At 62.1% G+C, this 16,799-nt stretch carries 15 protein-coding genes; 2 read left to right on the top strand and 13 right to left on the bottom strand.

The window, feature by feature from the left end:
• Positions 1-54 precede the first annotated feature (54 nt).
• Positions 55-1,335 carry a class I SAM-dependent methyltransferase gene (locus QZW03_RS14290; protein WP_296510686.1) on the top strand — a complete coding sequence of 427 codons (1,281 nt, stop codon included), beginning with the start codon at positions 55-57 and terminating at the stop codon, positions 1,333-1,335.
• Positions 1,336-1,441: 106 nt separating this feature from the next.
• Here QZW03_RS14290 and QZW03_RS14285 read toward each other — a convergent pair whose 3' ends face one another.
• A complete protein-coding gene (locus tag QZW03_RS14285; protein WP_296510685.1) occupies positions 1,442-1,603 on the bottom strand; it encodes a hypothetical protein in 162 nt (53 codons plus the stop codon).
• 125 nt (positions 1,604-1,728) lie between these two features.
• Here QZW03_RS14285 and QZW03_RS14280 point away from each other — a divergent pair, with 125 nt between their 5' ends.
• On the top strand, positions 1,729-2,682 hold the full coding sequence (locus QZW03_RS14280; protein ID WP_296510684.1) for a histone deacetylase: 954 nt from the start codon (positions 1,729-1,731) through the stop codon (positions 2,680-2,682).
• 1 nt (position 2,683) lies between these two features.
• Here QZW03_RS14280 and QZW03_RS14275 read toward each other — a convergent pair whose 3' ends face one another.
• From QZW03_RS14275 to QZW03_RS14220, 12 genes are all read right to left on the bottom strand, one after another.
• Positions 2,684-5,035 (bottom strand): EAL domain-containing protein, encoded by a 2,352-nt coding sequence (locus tag QZW03_RS14275; protein ID WP_296510683.1) that lies wholly within the window; start codon positions 5,033-5,035, stop codon positions 2,684-2,686.
• Complete coding sequence (locus QZW03_RS14270) at positions 5,032-5,643, bottom strand: methylamine utilization protein (protein ID WP_296510682.1); 612 nt, start codon at positions 5,641-5,643, stop codon at positions 5,032-5,034. The genes QZW03_RS14275 and QZW03_RS14270 overlap by 4 nt, the downstream gene beginning before the upstream one ends.
• A 74-nt stretch (positions 5,644-5,717) precedes the next feature.
• The gene (locus tag QZW03_RS14265) at positions 5,718-6,626 is read right to left on the bottom strand and encodes an SDR family oxidoreductase (protein ID WP_296510681.1); all 909 of its coding nucleotides are present in this window, start codon (positions 6,624-6,626) and stop codon (positions 5,718-5,720) included.
• Between the two features lie 40 nt (positions 6,627-6,666).
• Positions 6,667-7,230 (bottom strand): GNAT family N-acetyltransferase, encoded by a 564-nt coding sequence (locus QZW03_RS14260; RefSeq protein ID WP_296510680.1) that lies wholly within the window; start codon positions 7,228-7,230, stop codon positions 6,667-6,669.
• Positions 7,227-8,165, bottom strand: a complete 939-nt coding sequence (locus QZW03_RS14255; protein ID WP_296510679.1) for a glutathione S-transferase family protein — start codon at positions 8,163-8,165, stop codon at positions 7,227-7,229. Before QZW03_RS14255 ends, QZW03_RS14260 begins: the two co-directional genes overlap by 4 nt.
• 33 nt (positions 8,166-8,198) lie before the next feature.
• Complete coding sequence (locus tag QZW03_RS14250) at positions 8,199-9,881, bottom strand: isovaleryl-CoA dehydrogenase (RefSeq protein WP_296510678.1); 1,683 nt, start codon at positions 9,879-9,881, stop codon at positions 8,199-8,201.
• A gap of 82 nt (positions 9,882-9,963) precedes the next feature.
• The gene (locus tag QZW03_RS14245; protein ID WP_296510677.1) at positions 9,964-10,428 is read right to left on the bottom strand and encodes a PaaI family thioesterase; all 465 of its coding nucleotides are present in this window, start codon (positions 10,426-10,428) and stop codon (positions 9,964-9,966) included.
• Entirely contained in the window at positions 10,425-11,216 is a 792-nt protein-coding gene (locus QZW03_RS14240; protein ID WP_296510676.1) for an SDR family oxidoreductase, read from the bottom strand. Before QZW03_RS14240 ends, QZW03_RS14245 begins: the two co-directional genes overlap by 4 nt.
• A 93-nt stretch (positions 11,217-11,309) precedes the next feature.
• On the bottom strand, positions 11,310-11,534 hold the full coding sequence (locus tag QZW03_RS14235) for a hypothetical protein (protein WP_296510675.1): 225 nt from the start codon (positions 11,532-11,534) through the stop codon (positions 11,310-11,312).
• Positions 11,534-13,381: an acyl-CoA dehydrogenase gene (locus tag QZW03_RS14230; RefSeq protein ID WP_296510674.1), complete on the bottom strand. Its 1,848-nt coding sequence runs from the start codon at positions 13,379-13,381 to the stop codon at positions 11,534-11,536. The genes QZW03_RS14235 and QZW03_RS14230 overlap by 1 nt, the downstream gene beginning before the upstream one ends.
• Positions 13,382-13,467: 86 nt before the next feature.
• Positions 13,468-14,643: an acetyl-CoA C-acyltransferase gene (locus tag QZW03_RS14225; protein WP_296510673.1), complete on the bottom strand. Its 1,176-nt coding sequence runs from the start codon at positions 14,641-14,643 to the stop codon at positions 13,468-13,470.
• A gap of 35 nt (positions 14,644-14,678) precedes the next feature.
• Entirely contained in the window at positions 14,679-16,778 is a 2,100-nt protein-coding gene (locus tag QZW03_RS14220) for a 3-hydroxyacyl-CoA dehydrogenase NAD-binding domain-containing protein (protein WP_296510672.1), read from the bottom strand.
• Positions 16,779-16,799: the final 21 nt, after the last annotated feature.

The raw sequence follows: 16,799 nt of genomic DNA, 5'->3' as shown, positions 1-16,799 counted from the left end.
GTTACAACCTAGGCCCGCTTCCCCTACCCACCCCACTTCTCAGCGAGCAAACCGATGCAGCCGAATACTCCAAGCGTCGGCACCTTGCCCGACCGCGCACCTCCCCCCCTGATTCACTGGACCGAAGGCGGGCAAGCGTGTTCTGCCATCTGGCGCTCGGAGCGCGGTGCAGCGCCACCCACCAAGGTCATGCTGGCCGATGACACCCTGACCGCCGATGCCGCCTACCGCTGGGCCTGCAGCGGTACCGCCATGCTGTGGCGGGGCGACTTTCACAATGCGCGGCAGCTCCTGCAGGCGCTGCAGCGCCGTATCGACACCCCGCCAAAACGCAAAAGCCGCCATAGCGACCGCCCTGCGGCGCCCCTGGACCAGCGCCCTGACGCCGGTCCCATGGACCCCCAGGTTTTTCACCTGCACCGCCAGGCACAGGCGCAGCGTGCCCGTCTATTGGCCATGGTGTTGGTGCCGGTCGATGCCGACTACGCCATGCCCCTGCGCCGCGCGCCCGACTCGCGACAAGCCTGCACTGAAGCGTGGGGACCAGCGGCGGAGCCAGCGCAAGCCAGTGTGGTGTCGTTGCGCGACATGCTGGGCATGCGCAGTGCCAGCGAATGGCGTAAAAACGGCGTAGAAATAGCAGCGCTGGGACCGGCGCCCGGAAACCGCATTCACCCTCACTACGGCGTGTTTTCTCCAGTGCGAGGGGAATATGTCGACCTGGTCGCTGCCGAACCCCTGCCCGCCCAGGATGCAGACGGAGTGCAACAGGGCGTGCCCTACCGGGCCTTTGACATCGGCACCGGCACCGGCGTGTTGTCTGCAGTTTTAGCCCGCCGGAAGGTCGCACAGGTGGTGGCGACCGATCAGGACCCTCGCGCGATGGCCTGTGCCGGCGAAAACTTTGCCCGCTTAGGCGTGGTGGCGGCTATTGATCTACAGCGGGTTGATATGTTTCCCACGGGGCGGGCGAATCTGGTGGTCTGCAATCCACCCTGGCTTCCCGCCCGGCCCAGCGCTCCGGTGGAATACGCGGTCTACGATGAAAACAGCAGCATGCTGCTGGCATTTCTGGCGGGCCTGCCAGCGCACCTGCTACCCGGTGGCGAGGGCTGGCTGATTGTGTCGGACCTGGCCGAGCGTTTGGGCTTGCGCAGCCCCACCATGCTGGCCGATGCCATTGAAGCCGCCGGTCTGGTGGTGCTGGGTCGCAGCGACGCCAAGCCCCAGCATGGCAAAAGTCAGGCCGCGGCCGACACCTTGCACCCGGCGCGCAGCCGCGAGGTGACCAGCCTGTGGCGTTTAGGGATTGCCCCGGCAGCCGAGACACATTAAGGCGTGACCGAAAGCAAGACCGTTTCCCAAAACAAAAGGCCCTGATTCAGGGCCTTTTGTTTTGGGAAGCGAGAAGCTGCGGCGTCAGGCCGGCAGCCTCTGCGGCTTAGCTGTGACGCTTGCCGGGGTTCTTCTTGCTACGGGTAGCAACACCACGCTCCAAGCTTACGCGTTGGCCACGGCCGCCGGTGGGCAAGGTGTAGCCGGGCAATGGCTTGGGAGCGGGAGTAGCTTTGCGATCTGCTTCGGTAAAGATTTTGTTGCCCATGTGGCGATCCTGTTGAGGTTGGTGAGAAAACGCGTATTTTCTCATTTTTTTAGGCCTCTACCGCCCCACCGTCAATTCAAGTCCCCACAGAGCATCGAAATGCGGTGTTTTGACACAATCCCGGCATGCGCGCTTTCTATTCCGACCAGTTTGTTCTCCCCTTGCCCGAGGGGCACCGGTTCCCGATGGCCAAGTACCGCATGCTGCGGGATCGCATTTCCGAAGAGTTGCCGGACATTGCTCTCGTAGAGGCGCCCGCCGCCACCGAGGGCGAGTTGGCGCTGGTGCACACGCCAGCCTATATCGACGCCATACTGCAGGGCACAGCCGACCCTGCCGTGTTGCGCGAGATCGGCTTCCCCTGGAGCCCGGCCATGGCGGAGCGGGCCTTGCGCTCAGTAGGCGCCACGGTGGCGGCAGCCCGCATGGCCCTGCGCGAGGGCGTGGCGGCCAACTTGGCCGGAGGCACTCACCATGCCTATGCCCACAAGGGCGGTGGATTTTGTGTTTTCAACGACCTGGCCGTTGCGGCGCGGGTGTTACAGGCCGAATGGGGGCGCCAGAAGCACCCTGACGGCAGTCGCCGAAGCCCTCTGCAGGTGGCGGTCATTGACCTCGATGTTCACCAAGGCAATGGCACCGCCAGTGTGTTCCAAGGCGACGACTCGGTGTTCACGCTGTCGCTGCATGGGGAAAAAAACTTCCCTTTCCGCAAAGAAGCCAGCGATCTCGATATCGGTTTGCCCGATGGTTGCGCGGACGCGGAGTACCTGAGCACGTTGGAGCACGCCCTGCAAACGCTGGAGGGGCAGTTCAACCCCGGTCTAGTGCTGTACTTGGCCGGTGCCGATCCGCATGAGGGCGATCGCCTCGGGCGTCTGAAGTTGAGTGCGGACGGGCTTGAGGCCCGCGACCGCCGGGTGCTGGACTGGTGCTGGCAGCGACGTATTCCCACCGTCATCACAATGGGCGGCGGCTACGGAGTGAACCTGGAAGACACGGTGGGCGTTCAACTGACCACCTACCGTGTGGCCTACGCCTACCAGCTGCGCTGGGCCCAGCGAAGGGCCGCAGCCTGAATCAGGCGCCGGTCCGGGCGAGGTGAGCGGCCCGCCAGGCAATGAACTCCGGCAGAGGAATCGGGCGGCTCATGTGATAGCCCTGCGCTTCGTCGCAATGGAGCTCCGACAACTTGTCCAGAATCGCCTGGTTTTCCACACCTTCGGCCACCACGCTCAAACCGAGGTTGTGCGCGAGGTCGATGGTCGAGCGCACAATTTTGGCGTCACTCTCGTCGCGTTCCATGCCCATGACAAAGGATTTGTCGATTTTGAGTTCATTCACGGGCAGTCGCTTGAGGTAGGCCAGTGATGAGTAACCGGTGCCGAAATCGTCAATCGACAATTTGAAGCCCCGCTCGGAGAGACGGTTTAGCGTTGCTTCCGCGCGTTCCGGGTCGTCCATGATGGCGCTTTCCGTGATTTCGAGGCAGTAGGCGCTGGTGGGTGCGTTGTGCTTGAGCATCATGGCATCGAGCTTGGCGGGAAACTCTTGGTCCAGCAAATCCCGGGTCGACAGGTTGATGGCGATCCGCAACGGGCGACCGTCAGCGCGCAGACGTGGCAGCTCTTTTGCGACCTCTTCAAACATCCACAGCGTCAGCTGGCGCACAAAACCCGTTTGTTCGGCGAAGGGGATGAACTGCATCGGCGGCACCAACCCGCGCACCGGATGTTGCCACCGCACCAGCGCCTCGGCCGAGACGACCGTGTTGTCTGCCAGGTTGAGCTTGGGCTGAAGGTACAGGCGCAACTGCCCGTCTTCCACGGCATGCCGGAGTTCGGTGAGTAAAGAGAGCGTCTGCGTGCTGGAGGAGTCCAACGCCGGGTCATACACCTGCGTACCGGTCGTCTTGCGCTTGGCGACATACATGGCAATTTCAGCGCGGCTCAGGAGCATGTCAACATCCTGAGCGTGCATGGGCCAAGATGCCACGCCGATGCCTGCGCTCAAGTCCACCGTCTGGTCTTCCAGTCTCAAGGGGGCTTCAAAGGCTTTGGAAATCTGGGCTGCGATGTGGGTTGCGGCATGCGCGTCGAGGTCTTCCACCATCACCCCGAATTCATCGCCCCCCAAGCGGGCTACCGTGCCCTGCTCCGGGGTGATCTGAGCGGCCAAGCGCTCAGCAACAGCTTTGAGCAAGCGATCTCCGAAGGCGTAGCCCAATACGTCATTGACGTGTTTAAAACGGTCCAGATTCAGCATGATGACCGTGACAGGCTGCGCCTCCCCACCCCCCGCAACACTGGCCTGGATGGATTGCTTGATCAGGTCCCGGAACTGGGTACGGTTGGGCAGACCGGTGAGGCGATCCCAATACGCCAACTGCATGATTTCATGTTGCTGTGCCTGGATACTGCCTCGCATTTTGTTGAATGCGCGTGACAAATCGCCGACCTCGTCCCGGTGCCGCATCGCAGGCAAAGCCTGTGAATAATCTCCCCGGCTGAGTTGTTCTGCGGCTCCAGCCAGCGAACGCAAGGGCACGGTCACCCGTTGCGCCAACAGTGTGCTGCCCAGCGCAAACAAGCCCAAGCCAATCGCGGTGATGAGTAACAGCGCGAGCTGTACCTTGCGGTAGGGTGCCACCACCTCATCCAATGAGCGCAACACATAGGTATCGATGCCTTTGACCTGCGGGCGGGCTGCACTCTCTTGAATCACCAGCGTGTCATCGGACAGCTGCAGGTCGCCAGAGCTGCCCAACTCTTGTAAGGGGCTGTTCAGTTCTTGGGGCAGGCTGCTCAGCAGCACTGAGCGGCTCTTGCTCAACAATGCGATGTGCACATGGGAGAGCTCGAACATGGCATCTGCTTGGCTTTGCTCCAGCGAGAAGCCCATGAGTACCCACCCGATGGTCAATGGAGCCTTGACTGGGACCATCACAAACTGAAACAGTTTGGCGTCGATCTGCTCGATTTTGTAGGTGAGATCGTTGCTCCCCAACTCATTGGCCACACGGTGCAACACGGGGCTCAACTTGTCTTGTGCGGCGATTTCAAAACCCGTGGCTTTGAGTTCAAATTGTGGATCCAGGTAGGCGGTCACCGTAGCGTTGACGCGCCCGCCGTGGTTCTCGAGGGTGGACCGCAAGGTTTCAATATCGCCACTTCCAAGGGCCGAACGGAAGCCAAAATCTTTGGCCACCACTTCCGCTCCAAATCTCAGACGCTGTGCGTTCTGGTCCAACAGCTGCCACCAAAAACGCTCGCCGGTGACCAACTCCTGCTTGACCTGCCCGCGCACGTTGCGCTCGATGTTGACTTGCACCACGCCGTACACAGCCGCTTGGATCAGCAGCAGCAACACCAGCGAAAACGCGACAAACTTGGTGCCTACGCCCCAGCGGGCAACCGCAGTGGTGATTTTCAAGCGGTGCTCCCTGCCAGTTTGATCACCACCGGCGCGCTGCCGCCCACTGACTGGCTTTGCTCCGCCGCCGGCGCGCCAACTGGCAGGGTGGCATGCCAAGTGCGTAGTTTGTAAGTACCGGCCGGAGCCTCGAGGGTGAGCTGCCCTTGGGCATCGGTTTTTCCGAAATAGGGGGTATCTACCACGATGACCCAGGCCACCATGTTGTCATGGATGTTGCAGCCGATCACCGCCACACCGCCCTTGTCAAACACCACCGGGTTCGCAGGAACACCGGCGTAGAGCTTTAAATCAAAGGTTTTGGCCGGAGAAAAGGAATACACATGGTGGCGCACCGTATCGTTGTTGGGAAACAGCACCGGGGTTCCCGTGGTCACCACCGTAATCGCCGGCGAAAACTGCTTGGCCGCCTGAGACACTTCGATGCCCTTGAGAGGTTTGGCAGCAGCACGCGCCTCACCCGACTCCAGAAAAACCACTGCGTTAGCCAGGGGTTTGCCATTCTTGTCTTGTACCTGAACCTTGAGTCCAGCCGCGAATGTAGCCTGTAATCCGAGGCACAAAATTGCAAACAGTGAGATCCGGCAGGTAGGGAAATTCCAGCGCATCACATGCTCCAAAGTAAACCGGTACAGGCCCCAGGGCCGTGACCAGCGTTTACTCTACCTCAAGGTGACCGCGTTCAAGCCGGAGTTCGCAGGGCTTTTCGAAGTTCTGTGCCCAGCTCGGGCTTGTGGGCAAACGGGTCCGTGGGGTTGCGGGCCTGCATCACATCTTCCATGCGGGTCTGCACCGAGCCTATGGCTTTGGGATGGCTGTAGATGTAGAAGCGACCCTCGGCCACGGCATCAAACACCAACTGTGCCACCTCGGAGGCCGTGACCCTTCCACTCGTTACCGCCTTGTCAGTCATGGCTTGGCCGATGAGTTGGCTGCGGGTGGGTTGTGAGGGGGGCGCGTCGGAGGGGCGATTACGCTCGCTCTGGCTGATGCCGGTGGGTACAAAGAAGGGGCACAGCACGCTGGCGGACACTTGGTCGGTGACCAGCGCCAGGTCCTGGTACAGGGTTTCACTGAGCGACACCACGGCGTGTTTGCTCACGTTGTAGACCCCCATATTGGGTGCGTTGAGCAGGCCTGCCATGCTGGCGGTGTTGACGATGTGGCCCCGCCAGGCGGAGTCTTGCCGGGCGGCCTCTAGCATCATGGGGGTGAACACCCGCACGCCATGGGCCACGCCCATGAGGTTGACGCCCAGCACCCACTCCCAGTCACGGGCGGTATTCTCCCAAATCAGGCCCCCTGCCCCCACACCCGCGTTGTTGAATACGAGGTGCGGCGCGCCGAAGCGCTGCAGCGTGGCCGCACCCAGTGCCTCCACCTGCGCGGCCTGCGACACGTCCACACGCATGCCCAGCACTTGGGCGCCAGCGGCTTGCATTTCGGCCACGGCTTGGTCGAGCGCGTCTTGCTGCACGTCGGCTAGCACCAGGTTCATGCCCAGCCGAGCGCCAATGCGCGCGCACTCCAGGCCGAAGCCGGAGCCAGCGCCGGTCAATACGGCGGTTTTGCCTTGGAAGTCTTCAATCACGTATGTTCTCCTCGTTATAGGAATGGGTCGGCGCTGCTATTCAGGCGCCGCGTAGCATTTCCAGGTGCGGAATGCCGTCTTCGATATAAGGCTTGCCCACATCGACAAAACCGTGACGCTCGTAAAAGGATTTGAGGTGGGCTTGCGCGCCGATGCGAATTGCTTTTGCGCCCCACTCGCCTTCCAGCGCTTTGACGGCTTCCGCCATCAGCAGGTGGCCGAGACCGCCACCGCGAGCGTCGGGCTTGGTCACTACGCGGCCTATGCTGGCTTCGTCGAACGTCACTCCGGCGGGAAAGCAACGCACGTAGGCAATGAGTTCGGTCTTTGCCTGTCCAACACCCTCGCCGGGGAGTGAGGGCAGCTGCGGGCTGTGCTCCGTGTCCCCCGCCCGCTGCGCGGGCTCCTCCTTGACCTGCGCAGAACCCGCAGCCACCCTCACTCCCAGAAGGTGTATGGCTTGTTGGTCGAGGTTATCCATGTCCAGAAATACGCAGTTCTGCTCCACCACAAAGACCTCGCTACGCAGGCGCAGCAGTTCATAGAGCTGTTCGCGGCTCAGCGCATCAAACGCGAGCCACTGCCATTGGATATCCAAGCTCATACTTGCGCTGCCTTGAGCACATAGCCAATACGCGGAAAGTGCACGTGCACCGTACCGGCGCGCTCATCCACACGCTTCAGTGTGAAGCGGGTGCGGGTGGCGGCGACCAGGGTGCCTGCGGTGGCTTCCTGGCCGAAGGTCTCGGCTGCAATGGTGACCTCGCTGCCCAGCGCAATGCCGTGTTCATCTTGAAAATAGTGGTCTAAAGGTGCTGTAGCCCCCGCGGATTTTGCGCAGATAGCTATTGATTCTGTAGCGCTCAGTTTCTCCATGCGGCCATGGCCGATGGCGGCCATGCGGCCCATCCAGGCCAGAACCTGCGGGGTGGCGGTCAGGATGTCAGCCATGATCGGCACCCGTTTGGCGCTGAACCACAAGGGGTGGTATGCGGCAAAGTCCGCCACGCACGGGGCATTGCCCAGCAAGAAGTCCTGGCTGTCCAGCATGCTGGCGATGCGGCGCAGGTAGCTTTTGTAGGCGGCGGTGGCGTCGGCCGGGCGCAGGCGGTTCATGCCGCTGGACATGGCGGCCCGGTCTGCGCCGAAGGCTTTGGCGGCCTCGGGCGGCGCGCCTTCAAACATCGACGCGGCTCCCTTGGGCTGCAGGTTGTAGGCCATGGCCGCCCAGAACAGGGTGGTGTCGGCCCACTGCGCCACGATGCGGCTCAAGCCCTTGTCGGCCTCGGGGTAGAGCGTGGGCGCGGGCTGCAGGTGCTCCAGCACATCGCAGATCAAGGCGCTGTCGCAATAAATGTCGGCCCCGATCTGCAAAAACGGCGTCTTGCGGTAGCCACCGGTCAGGGCCACCACATCGGGCTTGGGCATGATGGCCGGGATGACCACGGACTTCCAGGCCAGCTGCTTGTAGCCCAGCACGAGGCGCACTTTTTCAGAGAAGGGCGACGTCGGGTAGTGGTGAAGAATCAGGTCTGTCATGGGGGCTCCAGTGAATAAGGTGTGAAACAGCGCTCAGTAGGGCGTGGCACGCTGAAGAATGGTGTCGAAATCGGTGGCAGCGCCCAGGGTGCCGAAGCTGTAGCCCCAGTTGCCCGCCAGGCGCGAATCGCAAAACGCCTCGGCCACGGCGCGGGGCGCGGTTTGCCACAACAGCGCAGCTTGCACCGCGAGTGCCACATCTTGCGCGAGGCGGCGGGCTTCTATTTCGGTGGCCATGAGTTCCACCCGGGCCGGCAGGCTGGCGGCCAATCGCTTCAGTGCAGGGTGGGCGGCACGGGCGGGCGCCAGTTCGCGGGCCAGAGCGGCGGCCGCGTCGCCCTTGCGCAAGGCGCGCAGCAGGTCCAGCGCCATGATGTTGCCGGCACCTTCCCAGATGGAGTTGAGCGGCATCTCGCGGTAGATGCGGGCCATGGTGCCCTCGCCCCCCTCCTCCACATAGCCGTTGCCGCCCAGGCACTCCATGGCCTCTTGGGCAAACGCTGCGCCGCGCTTGCAGATCCAGTATTTGGCGACCGGGGTGAGCAAGCGGCCCATGAGCAGTTCATGCGGGTCGTTTCCATGGTCAAAAGCGTGCGCAAGCCTCATAGACAGTGCGCAAGCCGCTTCGGCTTCGATAGCAAGGTCGGCCAGCACATTGCGCATCAGCGCTTGCTCGATCAAGGGTTTGCCAAAAGCCTGGCGCTGGGCGGTGTGGTGCAGCGCGATGCTGAGGGCCTGACGCATCAAGCCGGTGGTGCCCAGCGCGCAGTCCAGCCGGGTCATGGTGCCCATTTCCAAAATTTGCGGAACACCGCGCCCCTCGACCCCCACCAGCCAGGCCGTAGCGTCCTGAAACTCCACCTCGGAGCTAGCATTGGCGTGGTTGCCCAGTTTGTCTTTCAGGCGCTGGATGCGGATGGCATTCACCGTGCCGGCTGCTTGTGGATCGGCAAAGTCCGGCAGAATGCGCGGCACAAAAAAGCACGACAAGCCGGCCGGACTCTGCGCCAGCACCAGAAAGGCGTCGCACATGGGGGCAGAAAAAAACCATTTGTGCCCCCGCAGGGTAAAGCGCCGGCCCCAAGCGTCTTCACCGTCGGGTGTGGCTTGGGTGGTGTTGGCCCGCACGTCGGAGCCGCCCTGCTTTTCAGTCATGCCCATGCCCATGGTCAGGCCGCGTTTGCGGCTGAACAAGGTGAACGCCGGGTCGTAGGCCTGCGCCATCAGCCCGGGGGCCCAGGCCTCAAAAATCGCCGGGTTGCCACGCAGCGCGGGCAGCACCGCGTAGGTCATGGAGATGGGGCACAGGATGGACGGCTCCGTCTCAGTGAACAGCATGAAAGCCGCCGCGCGGCGGGTGTGCGCATGCGGCCCGGCATGGGCGGCCCAGGGGCTGCCGTGCAGGCCAGCGCCTGCGGCGTGGCCCATGAGCGCGTGGTAGCTGGGGTGAAACTCCACCCGGTCTGTGCGGTGACCGGTGCGGTCGTGGGTGTGCAGCACCGGCGGGTGGATGTTGGCAAGGCGGGCGTGGGTTTGCAGCTCGGCGCTGCCCAGTGTGGCACCCAGCGCATGGAGCGGCGCACAGTCCAGGCCCGGCGCGTGAAACGCTAGTGCCGATTGCAGCGCACGGTTGCCCTCCAGCAGATTGGTATCCGCCAAGGGCGCAGCCTGGTTGAACACCGCATGGGTGGCCGGAAAACGCGTCTCGCTGTGCATGCTGTCTCCTCAAACGCTATTATTTTGATAGCTGCTTGCGCATATTTAACGGGGGCTAGAGGCCGATTTGAACCTTAATCTCCTAGTCGGTGGCAATGCCGCTGCCCGGTGTGTTCAGCGCGTTCACGCTGCGTGACCCCGTGGCCAGGCGCTTCATGTACTTGAAGGTGCCGGTGGCGTGGGCGCAGGCTTTGCCGTTGGCATCAAACACCGTGGCTTGGGTGAACGCCAGGGTGGCGGTGCGGTGCATCAGCTCACCCTTGGCGGTCAGGGCGCCAACAGCGGGTTGCATGAAGCTCGTCTTCATTTCAATGGTGACCACGCCGAGCTCAGGCGACTCGCTGCGCGCCGCGCTGGCCATGGTCACGTCCAGCAGGGTCATTTGTGCGCCGCCGTGGGTCACGTTGAATGAGTTCAGGTGCTCATGCTTGGGCGTGTAGCAAATCTCGGAGCGCCCGCCCTCAAACACCGTGAGCTCGAAACCCAAGTGGGTCACAAAGGGAATGTCGACGCCGAAGCCCACCGCCTTTTCCCAGAGCTTACTCATGCACCGGTCACCACGCTCACGCCGCCATCCACCGCCAGCCACTGGCCGGTGATGTGTTTGCCAGCGTCGGACGCATACAGAACGCAAAGGCCCTTGAGGTCTTCGTCGTCACCCAGGCGCTTGAGCGGTGCGGCAGCGGCCAGGTTTTCTTCGCCCATGGCCTGCAGCAAGCCGGCGGTCATTTTGCTGGGGAAAAAGCCCGGGCACACCGCGTTGACGGTGATGTTGTACTTGCCCCATTCGGCGGCCAGAGCGCGGGTGAAGTTGATGACCGCACCCTTGGAGGTGTTATAGGCAATGGTCTGCATGGCCGGCGGGTTGCCGTTGAGCCCGGCAATGGAGGCCAAGTTGATGATGCGACCAGTTTTGCGCGGAATCATGCTCTTCTTGGCAATGATTTGGCTGAGCAAAAAGTAGCCGCGCACATTGAGGTTCATCACCTTGTCCCAGGCGTCCAGCGGGTGGTCTTCAGCAGGCGCGCCCCAAGAGGCGCCCGCGTTGTTGACCAGAATATCCACGTCGCCCAAGCGCTGCAGGGTCTCGTCGGCCAGGCGGTGAATTTCAGATTCCTTGGCGCAGTCGGCAGCCACCCAGCGGGCGTCAATTCCGGCGGCTTGCAGCTCGGCGCATGCCTCTTCCAGGTCAGCCGCTTTGCGCGAGCTGATCAGCACTTTGGCACCGGCTTCGCCGAGCGCGTGGGCCAGCTGCAAGCCCAGCCCGCGTGAGCCGCCGGTGATGAGTGCAGTTTTGCCGGTGAGGTCGAAAAGTTGTTGGATAGTGCGTGTCATGGTGTCAGCCCGGAGTTGTCAAAAAGGTGGATGGCATTGTGCGCAGAGGCCTGCACCAAACGCTGTCCCCTCAGCGATAGAGAGATAAGCGGGCTATTCGCCGCGTAAGCGTGAGCGAAGAAAAATCATCACTACACCACCCCCAACAGCCAAGCCGCCGAGGTTGTAGAAGAGTGCAGCGTCTTGCGCCCCTTGCTGGTCAATGAAATAGCCCAGCACCATGGCCAGCAGGCCGCCATAGATCAGCGCCCAGATCAGGCGCTCCATACGCACGAGTTTGGCGTTGGTGGTGCCGTTGTATTTTTTGAAAAATGCCATCAGAAAGCTCCTTCGGGAAATGTTGCACAAGTCAGATCCCTTGATTGCACCACACCCAGCCAGGCATTGATCTTTGGTAACTCATAGCGGAAGAAGAAAGCGGTGCACCCCACCCGCCCCTGGGTGCTGAGTTGCTCCTGCTTGGGGTCGTTGTCGAGTGCGCAGGCGGCCACATCGAGCCACACCCAGGCAAGCACGGTGTGGCCGAACGCCTGCATATACGGGACCGCGTTGGCCAGTGCTTCGGCAGGCACACCGGTGGCCCAGGCCTCGCGGGTCGCGGTGCCCACCTCTTGCAAGGCCTTCGCCAAAGCCTTGGCGTGTGGCGCCAACGCGGGAATTCCGTTGCAGCGGTTCACAGTGGCCATGACCCGGTGGCTCAGTAGCGTGAGGCCCTTGCCGTCTTCCATCAGCACCTTGCGGCCCAGCAGGTCCAGGCCCTGAATGCCGTGCGTGCCCTCGTGAATCATGTTGAGGCGGTTGTCGCGCCAGTATTGCTCTACCGGAAAGTCGCGGGTGTAACCATAGCCGCCGTGCACCTGAATCGCCAGCGAGTTGGCCTCCAGGCACCACTCGCTGGGCCAGCTCTTGGCGATGGGCGTGAGTACCTCCAGCAGCAGGCGGGCATCGTCTACCTCCGGGCCGGTGCCGGTGTGCTGCTCGTCAACCAGGCGGGCACAGTACAGCTCCAGCGCCAGAGCGCCTTCGCAATAGGTTTTCTGCGCCAGCAGCATGCGCTTCACATCGGCGTGCTCAATGATGCGGGTTTGGGGGGCGGCGGCGTCTTTGCCGGCACCGGTGATGGGGCGGCCTTGAGGACGGTTCTTGGCATAGTCCAGAGACGCGTAGTAGCCCGCCATGCCCAGCATGGTGGCCGCAATGCCCACGCCAATGCGGGCCTCGTTCATCATGTGGAACATGCAGGCTAGGCCCTTGCCGGGCTGCCCGACCAAGTAGCCCACGGCTCCGGCCTGGCCATCCACGGGGAACTGGCCCTCGCCAAAGTTCAGCAGCGTGTTGGTGGTGCCGCGCCAGCCCAGCTTGTGGTTCAGGCCGGCCAGCGCCACGTCGTTGCGCACACCGGTCAGCTCGCCCTGGGCGTTCACCATCTTTTTGGGCACCACAAACAACGAGATGCCGCGTGTGCCGGGCACCAGCTTGCCATCTGCATCGGGGATCTTGGCCAGCACCAGGTGAATGATGTTCTCGTTGATCTCATGCTCGCCCGACGAGATCCACATCTTGTTGCCCTTGAGGCGGTAGCGCGGGCCCAGCGCATCAGCCTCGAAGTCGGCGCCATCAGGAACTGCGCGCGTGGCCACATCGCTCAGCGAAGAACCTGCCTGCGGCTCGCTCAAGCACATGGTGCCCGACCATCGGCCCGAAAACTCGTTCTTGGCAAACACCTCTTTTTGCAGCGCGGTGCCATGCACCATCAGCAGGTTGGCATTGCCCGTGGTGAGCAGGCCGGTGCCCATGCTGACGGACGCACATGCGAAGAAGGCGTTGGCAGCTGCCTCCACGCTGTAGGGTAGTTGCATGCCGCCCATCTCGTAGTCCTGCGCGGCGCTGAGCATGCCGGACTCGGCATAGGCCTTCTGCGCATCGTGCGTGGCCTGGGGCAACACCACGCGCAGGCTGCCATCGGGCTCGGTCACCGTGCGCGGCTCTTCCACATCGGCCAGCCGGTTGAACGGCGCGTATTTCTCGCGCGCAATGCGCTCACAGGTGTCCAGCACCGCGTCAAAGGTCTCGCGGTTGTGGTCTGCAAAGCGCTCGCGGCTGGTGAGCGCGGTGGTGTCCAGCCAGTCGTGGAGCAGGAAGTCAAGGGTGGTGCGCAAGGTCATGGACAAGGTCTCAAGAAAATAAAAAAGCCGGACTGCGGATTGTGCGCAGACCGGCTCGTTTCAGATGGCCAATGCTGTCGTGGGGGTTACAGCACTTCAAAAACGCCCGCTGCGCCCATGCCGCCACCGATACACATGGTCACGCAGACCCGTTTGGCACCACGGCGCTTGCCTTCGATCAGCGCATGGCCGGTCAGGCGCTGGCCCGATACACCGTAGGGGTGGCCCACAGCGATAGCTCCGCCGTTCACGTTGAGGCGGTCGGCAGGAATTCCCAGCTTGTCGCGGCAATAAAGCACTTGCACGGCGAAGGCTTCATTCAGTTCCCACAGGTCGATGTCGTTGATGCTCAAGCCCAGACGCTTCAAGACCTTGGGGATGGCGAACACGGGGCCAATGCCCATTTCGTCCGGCTCGCAACCGGCCACGGCAAAGCCGAGGAAACGGCCCAAGGGCTGCAGACCCTTTTGCTCAGCCAGCTTCTCGTGCATCAGGACCACAGCGCCACCGCCATCGGAAAACTGGCTGGCGTTGCCTGCGGTGATGAGTCCACCAGGCACGGCGGAGCGCAGTCCGCTGATGCCGTCTTTGGTGGTGCCGGCGCGAATGCCTTCGTCGTCGCTCACGGTCACTTGCTTGGTCATCAGACCCATGACCTTGTCGGCCACGCCCATGGTGACGGTAATAGGCGCAATCTCGGCCTTGAACAAGCCGGCCTCCAGTGCGGCAGTGGCGCGCTGCTGGCTGGCCGCGCCGTATTCGTCCATAGCATCGCGGCTGATGTTGTAGCGCTTGGCAACGTTCTCGGCGGTTTGCAGCATGTTCCAGTAAATTTCGGGCTTGTTTTTGCTGAGCCACGGGTCGTTGAGCATGTGGATGTTCATCTCCTGCTGCACGCAAGAAATGGCTTCCACACCACCGGCTACATACACATCGCCTTCGTTGGAGATGATGCGTTGGGCTGCCGTGGCAATGGTCTGCAGGCCTGAGGAGCAAAAACGGTTGATCGTCATGCCGGACACGGTGACCGGGCAACCGGCACGCAGCGCAATCTGGCGGGCAATGTTGGCACCGGTGGCACCCTCGGGCGTGGCGCAGCCCATGATGACGTCGTCCACCTCAGCTGCGTCGATGCCGGCACGCGCAATCGCGTGCTCCACGGCGTGACCACCCAGCGTGGCGCCATGGGTCATGTTGAAGGAGCCCTTCCAGCTTTTGGCCAGGGGGGTGCGGGCGGTAGAAACAATAACTGCGGATGTCATAGTGATTCCTTGAATGGTGTGAACGGCGCGAACGCTCAGTTGAAGGTTTTGCCTTCAGCGGCCAGCTTGGCCAGCAGCGGCGCGGGTTGCCAGAATTTGGCATCGTCCAGCGGGTTCTTGGCAAAGCGGTTCATGGCTTGCACCACATTGAACAGGCCGACTTCGTCGGCGTAGTTCATGGGGCCGCCACGGTGGGCGGGGAAGCCGTATCCGAAGATGTAGACGATGTCGACATCGCTGGCCTTGGCGGCAATGCCTTCTTCCAGAATATGAGCCGCTTCGTTCACCAGGCTGAACACTAGGCGCTGCACGATTTCTTCATCCGAAATTTTGCGGGGGGTAATGCCCAGCGCCTTGCGGTGCTCTTCGATCATGGCAACCACTTCGGCATTGGGGATGGCGTCGCGCTTGCCGGGCACATAGTCGTACCAGCCGGCACCGGTTTTCTGGCCGAAGCGACCTTTTTCGCACAGCAAGTCAGCTGTTTTGCTGTACTTCATGTGCGGTTTCTCGGTGTAGCGGCGTTTGCGGATGGCCCAGCCGATGTCGTTACCGGCCAAGTCGCCCATGCGGAAGGGACCCATGGCCATGCCGAACTTTTCCATGGCCTTGTCCACTTGCTCGGGTGTGCAGCCTTCGTCCAACAAGAAGCCGCCTTGGCGACCATATTGCTCGATCATGCGGTTGCCGATAAAGCCATCGCACACCCCCGACACCACAGCGGTCTTGCGGATTTTTTTAGCGACTGACATGACCGTGGCCATGACGTCAATGGCCGTCTTCTCACCGCGCACCACTTCCAGCAGCTTCATCACGTTCGCTGGGCTGAAGAAGTGCAGGCCCACCACGTCTTGGGGGCGCCGGGTGAAGTTGGCGATTTTGTTGACGTCCAGGGTAGAGGTGTTGGAGGCCAGAATGGCACCGGGCTTCATCACACGGTCCAGCTCTTCAAACACGGCCTCTTTCACGCCCAGCTCTTCAAACACGGCCTCGATCGCCATGTCGGCTTCACCGAGGTCGTCGTAGCTCAGGGTGGTGGTGAGCAAGCTCATGCGCTGCTCGTACTTGTCTTGCTTGAGCTTTTTCTTGGTGACCTGGGCTTCGTAGTTTTTGCGGATGGTGGCAATGCCGCGGTCCAGGGCTTCTTGCTTCATCTCCAACATCTTGACGGGAATGCCGGCGTTCAGGAAGTTCATGGCAATGCCGCCACCCATGGTGCCGGCACCGATAACCGCTACTGAATTAATAGCGCGCTGCGCAGTGCTGGAGGGCACATCAGCTATTTTTGATGCTGCACGCTCCGCCAGGAACAAGTGCCGCAGGGACTTGCTCTCTGCCGTGAACATGAGGTTGATGAACGCCTCACGCTCGACCTGCATGCCTTCGTCAAACTTCTTCTTGGTAGCAGCCTCCACCACGTCCACGCACTTGGCGGGGGCCGGGAAGTTTTTGCTCATACCTTTGACCATGTTGCGGGCGAACTGGAAATACGCATCGCCTTGCGGATGCTTGCACTTCAGGTCGCGCACGAGTGGCAGCGGGCGCACATCGGCCACCGAGCGGGCAAAAGCAAAGGCTTCTTCAGCAAGGCTTTCAGGGGATGCAGACAGCTTGTCGAACAGCTTTTGGCCAGGCAGCATGGCCAGCATTTCGCTCTTGATAGGCTCGCCGCTCACAATCATGTTGAGCGCGGGCTCCACACCCAACACACGGGGCAGGCGTTGGGTGCCGCCAGCGCCGGGCACCAAACCGAGCTTGACTTCGGGGAGTGCAATGCTGGTGCCGGGGGCCGCAATGCGGTAGTGGCAACCCAAGGCCAGCTCCAAACCGCCACCCATGGCCACGGTGTGGATGGCTGCAACCACAGGTTTGGCAGAGTTTTCGAGTACCTTGATCACGCTGATCAGGTTGGGTTCTTGCAGCGCTTTGGGGCTGCCGAATTCGGTGATGTCCGCGCCACCCGAAAACGCCTTGCCGGCGCCGGTGATCACGATTGCTTTCACTGCAGCATCGGCATTGGCCTGGGCCATGCCGTCGGCAATGCCTTGGCGGGTGGAGAGCCCTAAACCGTTGACGGGCGGGTTGTTCAGGGTGATGACGGCGATATCGCCATGGACTTGGTACTGGGCGGTCATGCGGGCTCCGTGGGTGAGGTT

The organism is Rhodoferax sp., from assembly GCF_013297935.1.
In the GTDB taxonomy this organism is placed as follows: domain Bacteria; phylum Pseudomonadota; class Gammaproteobacteria; order Burkholderiales; family Burkholderiaceae_C; genus Allorhodoferax.
Note: the sequence above shows the minus strand (reverse complement) of the source record. Positions and strands in the feature narration are given on the sequence as shown.

What these genes read in the sequence shown, in the direction of transcription:
- QZW03_RS14290 (WP_296510686.1), top strand. Translation starts at nt 55, where the DNA reads ATGCAGCCGAATACTCCAAGCGTCGGCACCTTGCCCGACCGCGCACCT.
- QZW03_RS14285 (WP_296510685.1), bottom strand. Translation starts at nt 1,603, where the DNA reads ATGGGCAACAAAATCTTTACCGAAGCAGATCGCAAAGCTACTCCCGCT.
- QZW03_RS14280 (WP_296510684.1), top strand. Translation starts at nt 1,729, where the DNA reads ATGCGCGCTTTCTATTCCGACCAGTTTGTTCTCCCCTTGCCCGAGGGG.
- QZW03_RS14270 (WP_296510682.1), bottom strand. Translation starts at nt 5,643, where the DNA reads ATGCGCTGGAATTTCCCTACCTGCCGGATCTCACTGTTTGCAATTTTG.
- QZW03_RS14260 (WP_296510680.1), bottom strand. Translation starts at nt 7,230, where the DNA reads ATGAGCTTGGATATCCAATGGCAGTGGCTCGCGTTTGATGCGCTGAGC.
- QZW03_RS14255 (WP_296510679.1), bottom strand. Translation starts at nt 8,165, where the DNA reads ATGACAGACCTGATTCTTCACCACTACCCGACGTCGCCCTTCTCTGAA.
- QZW03_RS14250 (WP_296510678.1), bottom strand. Translation starts at nt 9,881, where the DNA reads ATGCACAGCGAGACGCGTTTTCCGGCCACCCATGCGGTGTTCAACCAG.
- QZW03_RS14245 (WP_296510677.1), bottom strand. Translation starts at nt 10,428, where the DNA reads ATGAGTAAGCTCTGGGAAAAGGCGGTGGGCTTCGGCGTCGACATTCCC.
- QZW03_RS14240 (WP_296510676.1), bottom strand. Translation starts at nt 11,216, where the DNA reads ATGACACGCACTATCCAACAACTTTTCGACCTCACCGGCAAAACTGCA.
- QZW03_RS14235 (WP_296510675.1), bottom strand. Translation starts at nt 11,534, where the DNA reads ATGGCATTTTTCAAAAAATACAACGGCACCACCAACGCCAAACTCGTG.
- QZW03_RS14230 (WP_296510674.1), bottom strand. Translation starts at nt 13,381, where the DNA reads ATGACCTTGCGCACCACCCTTGACTTCCTGCTCCACGACTGGCTGGAC.
- QZW03_RS14225 (WP_296510673.1), bottom strand. Translation starts at nt 14,643, where the DNA reads ATGACATCCGCAGTTATTGTTTCTACCGCCCGCACCCCCCTGGCCAAA.
- QZW03_RS14220 (WP_296510672.1), bottom strand. Translation starts at nt 16,778, where the DNA reads ATGACCGCCCAGTACCAAGTCCATGGCGATATCGCCGTCATCACCCTG.